Raw genomic sequence first — 4,549 nt, forward strand, 5'->3', positions numbered from 1 at the left:
CGAGCGGGCGGACTCGCTGGTGGTGCTGAAGGACGGGGTCGTCCAGGAGGCCGGCAGCCCCGCCGCGGTGTTTTCCGCGCCGAAGTCGGTCTATGCCAGGAAGCTGTACGCCGCCGTCCCCGCGCTCAACCCCGACCATTACGCAGCGCTGCGTACTGTCGGCTTCGGTAAGATCGGGACCGATGCCGGAGTGGCACCGAAGATCGCGGTTAGTGCCGTTACAAAGACCTTCCTGGTTGATGGCATCGCGCTGACCGCCGTCGATAACGTGTCGTTCACCGTCTCGGCGGGCACCACGCATGCGCTTGTCGGCGAGTCCGGCTCCGGCAAGACGACGGCGGTCCGGCTGCTGCTCGGGCTCGAGCAACCCGACAGCGGGCACATCTCGATCGCCGGCGAGCCGATCACGGGTCGCTCGCAGGGGTCATTGCGCGCGGTGTGGCGCCGCCTTCAGCTTGTCTACCAGAACCCGTTCACCTCGCTCGACCCGACCTGGAAGGTCGAGCAGCTGGTGCGCGAGCCGCTCGACCGCTTCGGAATCGGAACCCGCAAGCAGCGGGCCGAGCAGGTCCGCGCGGCTCTGGCCGATGTCGGGCTCGGCGAGCACCTGCTCTCCCGCAAGCCGCAAGCGCTGTCAGGAGGCCAACGCCAGCGCGTCGCCATCGCCCGGTCGCTGGTTCTGAAGCCGGACGTGATCGTGCTCGACGAACCCACCTCTGCGCTCGACGTCACCGTCCAGGCCGGCATCATTGAGGTGCTGCTCTCGCTGCAGGCCGATTTGGGCCTGACCTATGTGTTCGTCTCCCACGACCTCGCTTTGGTGCGCCAGCTCGCCCACACCGTCTCGGTGATGCACCGCGGGCGCATCGTCGAACAAGGGACCGTCACCGACATCTTCGACAACGCCCGGCAGCCCTATACAAGGTCGCTGCTGGCGTCGATCCCGTCAGGTGTCGCCGATGTTGCCCACGTACCGCAACCGCGCGCCCGGCCGATCATCACTGCAGATTGAACGAGCCGCTACCGCTGCTGCCCGGCGGCTCGAAGCCGCCAAGCCGTCGTTGGTCCTGAACGCAAGGCCAATATCGTCGCCGCTCAGACCGGCTTGTCGCCCTTGATCGTGACGCGAAAACCCGACCGTGTCTGCGGATAATAGTCCCAGATCGCCAGATGCTGGGTGTAGCGGTTGTCCCACAGCGCGACCGAGCCGGCATTCCAGGCAAAGCGCGTCTGGAAATCCGGGCGCGCCGCATGCGCGGTCAGGAACGACAACAGTGCGCGCCCTTCATCATCCGGCACGCCGAGAATGCGCACCGTGAAGCCCTCGTTGACGAACAGCGCCTTGCGTCCCGTTTTCGGATTGGTCCGCACCACTGTATGGACTGCGGCGGGATAGACCTTGCCGCTCTCGGCGATACCGCGCCTCGCATTCGAATAGCGATAGGACGGGCCGCCGTCGTGCAACGCGGTCAATCCATCGAGATAGGCCTTTAGCCGGTCCGACAGCGCATCATAGGCGGCATATTGGCTGGCGAAGAGGGTGTCGCCGCCCTCGGATGGCACGGTCTTGAGATGCAGAATGCTGGCATAGGATGGCTCCTCGTTGCAGGAGACGTCGGAATGCCAGCGCTCGCCCGCGACCACCTTGGACTGCGCATCGGCATGGATCGGCAGGATTTCCGGATGCCCCTCGGGGCCCGGCGTATTGGGATGGATTGCGAGCTCGCCAAAATGGCGACCGAACCGCTTGGCAGAGTCGTAATCGAGATCCTGATCACGGAAGAACAGGACGAGATGGTCGTCGAGCGCGTGGTACAGCTCGGCGACCTGGCGGTTGCTCAAGGACTCCGACAGATTGATATTCGCGATTTCGGCGCCGATATGAGGCGACGTCTTCCGTACCGCGATGGTTTCATAGCTCATGGGCTTCTCTCCTGGGCTTGTAATGAATGGTTGCGATGATTTTTTTCAAGCAGCTGCCTCCCGCACCGCGTGGCGGACGCCTAGAACCTCCAGCACCTCGTCGCGCAGCCGGACAAAGGCCGGCGCCGAGCGGTCGCGCTGGCGGTCGAGATCGACATTGATGATGCGGGCGACCTGTCCCGGATTGGGCTGCAGAACGACAATGCGGTCGGCCAGGAACACAGCCTCGTCCACGTCGTGCGTCACCAGCAGGACCGTGCTCTTTTCATGCTGGACAATGCGCGCAAGCTCATCCTGCAGCCGCAGCCGGGTCAATGCATCGAGCGCGCCGAGCGGCTCGTCGAGCAGGAGGAAGCGCGGACGGTTCACCAGCGCACGCGCGATGGCCACCCGCTGCGACATGCCGCCCGACAATTGCGACGGCCAGGCATTGGCAAAGCTCGAAAGACCGACCAGCGCGAGATGCTCGGTGACGAGCCGCGCGCGCTCCCGCGCCGGCAGGCCGCTCCGCCGCAGCGCCGCCGCCACGTTGCCCGCGGCGGTCAACCACGGCAGCAGCCGATGTTCCTGGAACACGACGCCGCGATCGAGGCCGGGCTTGCGCACGCGCTCGCCCTCGAGCCTTATGTCGCCCTCATAATCGGTGTCGAGCCCGAGGATCAGCCGCAGCAGGGTCGACTTGCCGCAGCCGGAGGTGCCGACGATCGCGACGAACTCGCCGGGCCTGACCGACAGCGACACGTCGCGCAGCACCTCCAAGGGCTTGCCGGCCACCTGAAACGTCTTGCTCACGCGATCGATTTCGAGGGCCGGCTTGATCGCGACGGTCTCGAACGCCGCCGGACCGCGTACATGGGTGTTCATGGTGACCTCCATCTGACCAGCCGACTCTCGATCAGCGACGCCAATTGGCTGAAGGCGAGGCCGAGCCCGGCCAGCACGAACAGTGCGACCAGCATCAGATCCATTTCGAACTTGTCGCGTCCCTCGTTCATACGGCCGCCCATGCCGGGGGCAATGTCGAGGAACAGCTCGGCACCGACGGTCGCGAGCCAGGAATAGATCAAGGCGCTGCGCAGCCCCGTGACGATGGCAGGCAAGGCGCCGGGCAGCGCAATCAGCCTGATCTGGTCGAGCCGGCTGAAGGTAAGCACGGCCCCCAGTTCTTGCAGCGGACGGGGAATGGCACGCGTCGCCCGCCAGGTGTTGACGACGACGGGCGCAAACGCGCTCAGCGTCACGAATGCAATCTTGCCCGCCTCGCCGCCGCCGAACCACATCGACAGCAGAGGCACCCAGGCGAACAGCGCGATCTGCCGGTAGGCCATGAACAGCGGGCCAAGCAGACAATCGGCCCAGCGCGACAGTCCGAGCAGAAGCCCAAACGCCAGGCCGGAGATGGAGCCAAGCAGGAAGCCCTCGACGACTCGCCCCAGGCTGGAGCGCACGTCCAGCCAGAAGCCGCCACCGGATAACTCCATGCCGAGACGCTCGACCACACTAGCCGGCGATGGCAGGATATAGGGTGGCACCAGGCGCGACAGGCAGATCAGCTGCCACAAAACGAGCAACAGCACCGGGAGTGCCAATCCGCGCAGGATGGGGTGCAGACCCTTGGGCCAGGCGAGCCCAATCGTTCGCTCCGAGGTCACGGACAGCCAGCTCATGCCGCATATCCCTGCCAACGCAACAGCCGCCGCTCGGCGAGCGCCAATGCGCCGTTGACCACCAGCCCGACGACGCCCAGCACCACGATCACGGCCAGCACCATATCAAACTGGAACAGCTGGCGCCCGAGAGTGATCATGTAGCCGAGACCCTCGGTGGAGGCGAACAGCTCCGCCGCGACCATGGTCTGCCAAGCATTGGCGAGCCCCTCGCGCAGACCGGTGAAGATCGCCGGCACGCTGGCCGGCAGAACCACCCGGGTCAGCGCGTACCAGGGATCGAAGGTCAGGACCTCCGCGACCTCATGCAGCGAGCGCGGCACGTCGCGGATGCCCTGGGTGACATTGAGGACAACCGGAACGAAACTGGCCCAGGCGATCACGGATACCTTCATCGCCTCATCGACGCCGAGCGCGAGAATGGCCAGCGGGATCAGGCCAAGCGGCGGGATCTGCGAGATCAACAGGAACAGCGGATCGACCAGCTCGCGTGCCTGCCGCGACAGACCAAGCAGCAGGCCAACGACCAGACCGATCGCCGCGCCGATCGCAAAACCTTCGAACACCCGCGCAAGGCTGATCCAAGTATTGGCCCAGAGGTCACCGCTCGCGGCGGTCTCGATCAGCGCCTGCCAGACCGCGCGCGGCGCCGGCAACAGCTGAGCGGGAAGCCAGCCCTGCTCCGCGGAGACCGCCCACACCACCGCGAGCAGCGCAGGCACGATCAACCCGAGCAGCCACCGCCCCTGCCAGGAGCCGAACGCCAAATCCAGCACGCCTCGCCTGCGGCACTCACTCATCGCGCGCCGACTTGCGTCCGTTCGACCTCACCATCGGAAATCTTCTTGCCGTCCGCGTCGAAGCGCGGCCAGAACGTTTCAAGATGCTGCGCCTTCAGCGCCGCGTCGAGATATTTCGGCTCGAACCAGGAATCGACGTCGATATCCTTGCGGGTCAGC

Annotated in this window: 5 protein-coding genes; 1 reads left to right on the top strand and 4 read right to left on the bottom strand. The window is 65.6% G+C overall.

Translation table 11 applies throughout. The features are described from left to right. Positions 1-1,012 (top strand): ABC transporter ATP-binding protein (locus ABSG20_RS30580; RefSeq protein ID WP_423868187.1); only part of this gene is annotated, 1,012 nt, incomplete at its 5' end. An 83-nt stretch (positions 1,013-1,095) separates the two neighbouring features. Here the strand turns inward: ABSG20_RS30580 and ABSG20_RS30585 are convergent. The 4 genes from ABSG20_RS30585 to ABSG20_RS30600 are packed head-to-tail and all read right to left on the bottom strand — an operon-like array spanning position 1,096 to position 4,366. Continuing rightward, the gene (locus ABSG20_RS30585; RefSeq protein ID WP_423868188.1) at positions 1,096-1,923 is read right to left on the bottom strand and encodes a TauD/TfdA dioxygenase family protein; all 828 of its coding nucleotides are present in this window, start codon (positions 1,921-1,923) and stop codon (positions 1,096-1,098) included. Between the two features lie 45 nt (positions 1,924-1,968). Beyond that, positions 1,969-2,787 (bottom strand): ABC transporter ATP-binding protein, encoded by an 819-nt coding sequence (locus ABSG20_RS30590; RefSeq protein ID WP_423868189.1) that lies wholly within the window; start codon positions 2,785-2,787, stop codon positions 1,969-1,971. Next, positions 2,784-3,590, bottom strand: a complete 807-nt coding sequence (locus ABSG20_RS30595) for an ABC transporter permease (RefSeq protein ID WP_423868190.1) — start codon at positions 3,588-3,590, stop codon at positions 2,784-2,786. The genes ABSG20_RS30590 and ABSG20_RS30595 overlap by 4 nt, the downstream gene beginning before the upstream one ends. Beyond that, positions 3,587-4,366, bottom strand: a complete 780-nt coding sequence (locus tag ABSG20_RS30600) for an ABC transporter permease (RefSeq protein ID WP_423868191.1) — start codon at positions 4,364-4,366, stop codon at positions 3,587-3,589. The genes ABSG20_RS30595 and ABSG20_RS30600 overlap by 4 nt, the downstream gene beginning before the upstream one ends. Between the last annotated feature and the right edge of the window lie 183 nt (positions 4,367-4,549).

Origin of the sequence: Bradyrhizobium sp., assembly GCF_049512235.1 — a bacterium.
In the GTDB taxonomy this organism is placed as follows: Bacteria; Pseudomonadota; Alphaproteobacteria; order Rhizobiales; family Xanthobacteraceae; genus Bradyrhizobium.

Excerpts from the sequence above, each read along its gene's own strand:
- ABSG20_RS30595 (WP_423868190.1), bottom strand. The coding sequence starts at position 3,590 with ATGAGCTGGCTGTCCGTGACCTCGGAGCGAACGATTGGGCTCGCCTGG.
- ABSG20_RS30590 (WP_423868189.1), bottom strand. The coding sequence starts at position 2,787 with ATGAACACCCATGTACGCGGTCCGGCGGCGTTCGAGACCGTCGCGATC.
- ABSG20_RS30585 (WP_423868188.1), bottom strand. The coding sequence starts at position 1,923 with ATGAGCTATGAAACCATCGCGGTACGGAAGACGTCGCCTCATATCGGC.